The sequence below is a fragment of the Arachidicoccus sp. genome, from assembly GCF_050436765.1.
GTDB lineage: Bacteria > Bacteroidota > Bacteroidia > Chitinophagales > Chitinophagaceae > Arachidicoccus.
In genome coordinates, this window is sequence record NZ_JBNQGD010000125.1 from 1 (window position 1) to 3301 (window position 3301).

Below are 3301 nucleotides of genomic sequence, written 5' to 3' on the forward strand. Positions count from 1 at the left end.
CCTGATTTTGTCGCCAAGTTCACTTCGCATAAATCAATTGCTTTTCACTATCAATAATCGGTTTTATGTATTTTGATATTCCGTTTGAAGATACCAAATCCACTTTATTCTCTAACAACTTTTCGAGGTCAAGTTTCATTTGAATAAACTGTAATCCAATTCTTTGACTGTAATCCAAATCCACTAAAATATCTATATCGCTTTCAATATCTGCATTCCCATGAAGGTACGATCCAAATAAATATGCTCTCAATACCGGACGGTTTTTGAAATACGCTTTGATTGATTCTATTTTATTTATGTTGAGAGTCATAAAGCAAATATACAACTTTTGCAAACTTTTAGACCGTTTTGCAAAGATGAAAAGAGAAAGCAGACGATTGCCCACCAGTTATTGAAATATTGTAAACTCGATACATTGGCAACATCTGAAATTGAAGCGGTGAAAGCCGTGATAATGGAAGCCTATGTTGAGTAAAAAACGCGACATAATAACAATGGTTTTGCAAAAGCGTGGCAGGAGTTCAAAGCTTAACTTTTATACAGGAGGGGACTCAAATAAGACTTTGGTAACAAAGCATAAGTATGCGAAACCCGGCGCCCACTTGTCTTTAGCAAATGGGCAGTTTACATCGGGTGCGTTACCCTAATGGACATTTTGGGATAAGTATGGTGGCAGGGTCTATCCCCTAGAAGACTGGCATTTACGATTATTGGCATTTTCTGAAAACTTTGAAATTCTATTTTGAAAAGAATGAGCATAGACACAAGAATTTAAAATGGAGTGAAATGGACGTCAGAAGGGCAAAACAGCTAAGCAAATTTTGGTCTATAAATGAAATGGGAATTACGGGAGGGGCCAGATATTATTGGTTACGAGAAGTAAGAAAATCTATTTATCTTTTATAACTGCTTGTCCGAAAACCCGGAAGGAAGAAGGCGTTTTTGCTATAATCATGAAGCATTAGAACCAAGGAAGGAATATAAACCGGAAAATAGTGTCGTGAATATAACAAAGGAGATGGGTATTGAAATTTTAGAGGAGAAACAATAGGACTATTTGCAATCATTAGAGAATTTTGACATGAAAACATTAAGTTGTTTTAAAGATGCCAGAATATATAGGAGTATTTGGTGATGCAATCTCTGGAGACTTCCGATTGGGTGGGTGTCCTTTTATCATAATGATGCAGAACCCTACTATGTAGCAAGGGCTTTAGAGGACAGGTAAAGTATATATATTGAAGAAATTTTTTTACCTTTATTTGCAACGCTAACAGGATGTCATTGCATAGTTAAACGAAAGATAAACGATAATGAAATTAACGGGTAAGATAAACAAATTGGAGATTATAAACGGAACAAAATGCACGAGAATAGTAACACTTGTACTTTATACAATGGCAAGATAGTGGAGATCCAATCAATATTGACCTGCCCAAAATGTGGACACAAGAAAACTGAAATCATGCCGACAGAAGCTTGTGTATATTTTTACGAATGTGAACAATGCAAAACAATACTTAAACCCCTGAAAACCGACTGTTGTGTTTATTGCAGTTTCGGTACAGTCAGATGTCCATCAATGCAAGCAGGAGAAAATTGTTGCTAAAAATAATGGAAAATAGAAACAGGCAATTCTTAAAACTCCCAAGCTTACTTTGATCAACCGATTGGCTATAATTCCCACTTGCAGATATGCCGTGTAAGAATTACATGTCGGTGCATCTGTACTTTTTTATGCGACATTTAGCATTTTCAGTTCTGACAACTCATTGCTGCCAATATACTAGTTTGGTATATTTTTGGTAATAATATCAATAAGGATAGAAAATCCTGAAATAATTTAAACTAATTCAATTGACTTAATTTAATTTTGCCCTGAATTTTCATTTTTTATTTTGAGGCTTAAATTGACGTCTTAATTAATTGAATGATTATTAAAAGTTTTATTTAATATAAAAAAAACAGGTTTTATGAAACAACTAATTCTAATTTTTAGTAGTGTGATTTTATTATTGTCCTGCAATCAACCAAGCAAAGAGGCCGCAGCGCTTCAACTGCAACATACCAAAGATTCCTTGACACAGGTTATAGCACAGCAGAAAGCTGTTGATTCAATGAAAACTATCAATGATTCTATAAAAGCTATAAAGCATACTGAAGCGGTAGTGAATAATGGGCAAAGCGGACAAACTAATACGCAGTCAACCGGAAGTACTTCGGATGCTCCAAAGAAAAAAGGATGGAGTAATAAAGCCAAAGGCGCTGTAATCGGTGCTGGAGTTGGTGCCGTAACAGGCGCTATCGTAGACAGGAAACATCGTGCAGCTGGTGCTGTTATTGGTGGTGTCGGCGGTGCAGGCGCTGGTTATGGTGTAGGGGCAATCCTTGATAATAAAAAGAAAAAAGAAAACCAATAGCTTTTCTACAATATAGATATAAATAGCAAAGTCCAAGTTTTGCTTTGGCTAAAAATGGAAGCGTCTAACGAAACTATTTCAATGATTCATTGGATTATGGAATTATGAGACCATTTACCCTTTCAAATATTCAACTGCGTAATTTGGGATAATTGCACTCTATGCTTCTTTATTAAGGTTATTTTGATTTTCTTTAAATTCCTTTGGAGTCACTCCAGTTTTCGATTTGAATACCGTAGAAAAATAGGCTTGAGAAGAAAATCCTACTCTGTCTGCTACTTCACCTATTGAAAGATTTTCGTTCAATAATAAATATTGCGCTTTTTGGAGGCGAACTTTCAAAATATATTCATTTACGTTTACACCTAATAATGCTTTTATCTTTCTATAAAGTTGCATTCGGGAAATACCTGCTTGTTTGCATAGTTCATCAACTGAGAAATGCTCGTTGTCTATATTCTTTTCGACAATAGCCGTAAACTCATTAATGAACTTTCGATCTATTTTTTTGTTATTGGTATCAATAAGAATATCTTTTGGGAATTCTGCTGAATAATGTTCTTTTAATATTGCCCTATTCTTTAATAGGCTTTTGATTGTTTCTTCGAGATAATTCAAACTGAATGGCTTGGTAATAAAAGCATCAGCAGATAGCTTCATTACTTCAATTTGCTTTTCATTGCTATTATTAGCTGTTAAAATAATAATAGGGGTATGTGATGACCGAATGTCCATTTTTACTGATTTGGTTATTTCTAACCCATCACTTCCCGGAAGATTCAAATCACAAATGATTAAATCTGGCACATATTCATATACCATACTGTAAATTCCGGCTAAATTGACCCCCCTTCGCCATTTCAAATTGACCCCCTAAA

The 3301-nt window shown here is 34.8% G+C and carries 7 protein-coding genes; 5 read left to right on the forward strand and 2 right to left on the reverse strand.

Annotated elements, in window-relative coordinates:
* Nucleotides 1-19: 19 nt before the first annotated feature.
* Nucleotides 20-313 (reverse strand): nucleotidyltransferase family protein, encoded by a 294-nt coding sequence (locus ACQR30_RS05180; protein ID WP_429732255.1) that lies wholly within the window; start codon nt 311-313, stop codon nt 20-22.
* An 18-nt stretch (nt 314-331) separates the two neighbouring features.
* On the opposite strand from ACQR30_RS05180, the gene ACQR30_RS05185 reads away from it, so the two are divergent.
* The 5 genes from ACQR30_RS05185 to ACQR30_RS05205 all read left to right on the forward strand — a co-directional run bounded on the left by ACQR30_RS05185 (nt 332) and on the right by ACQR30_RS05205 (nt 2423).
* Nucleotides 332-478: a hypothetical protein gene (locus ACQR30_RS05185; protein WP_429732258.1), complete on the forward strand. Its 147-nt coding sequence runs from the start codon at nt 332-334 to the stop codon at nt 476-478.
* 254 nt (nt 479-732) lie between these two features.
* Nucleotides 733-909: a DUF4256 domain-containing protein gene (locus ACQR30_RS05190; RefSeq protein WP_429732261.1), complete on the forward strand. Its 177-nt coding sequence runs from the start codon at nt 733-735 to the stop codon at nt 907-909.
* Nucleotides 899-1054 carry a DUF4256 domain-containing protein gene (locus ACQR30_RS05195; protein ID WP_429732273.1) on the forward strand — a complete coding sequence of 52 codons (156 nt, stop codon included), beginning with the start codon at nt 899-901 and terminating at the stop codon, nt 1052-1054. The genes ACQR30_RS05190 and ACQR30_RS05195 overlap by 11 nt, the downstream gene beginning before the upstream one ends.
* Before the next feature lie 312 nt (nt 1055-1366).
* Nucleotides 1367-1612 (forward strand): GDCCVxC domain-containing (seleno)protein, encoded by a 246-nt coding sequence (locus ACQR30_RS05200; protein WP_429732264.1) that lies wholly within the window; start codon nt 1367-1369, stop codon nt 1610-1612.
* A gap of 364 nt (nt 1613-1976) precedes the next feature.
* Nucleotides 1977-2423: a hypothetical protein gene (locus ACQR30_RS05205; RefSeq protein WP_429732267.1), complete on the forward strand. Its 447-nt coding sequence runs from the start codon at nt 1977-1979 to the stop codon at nt 2421-2423.
* Nucleotides 2424-2582: 159 nt separating this feature from the next.
* Here the strand turns inward: ACQR30_RS05205 and ACQR30_RS05210 are convergent, their stop codons facing one another.
* Nucleotides 2583-3245: a response regulator transcription factor gene (locus ACQR30_RS05210; protein WP_429732270.1), complete on the reverse strand. Its 663-nt coding sequence runs from the start codon at nt 3243-3245 to the stop codon at nt 2583-2585.
* Between the last annotated feature and the right edge of the window lie 56 nt (nt 3246-3301).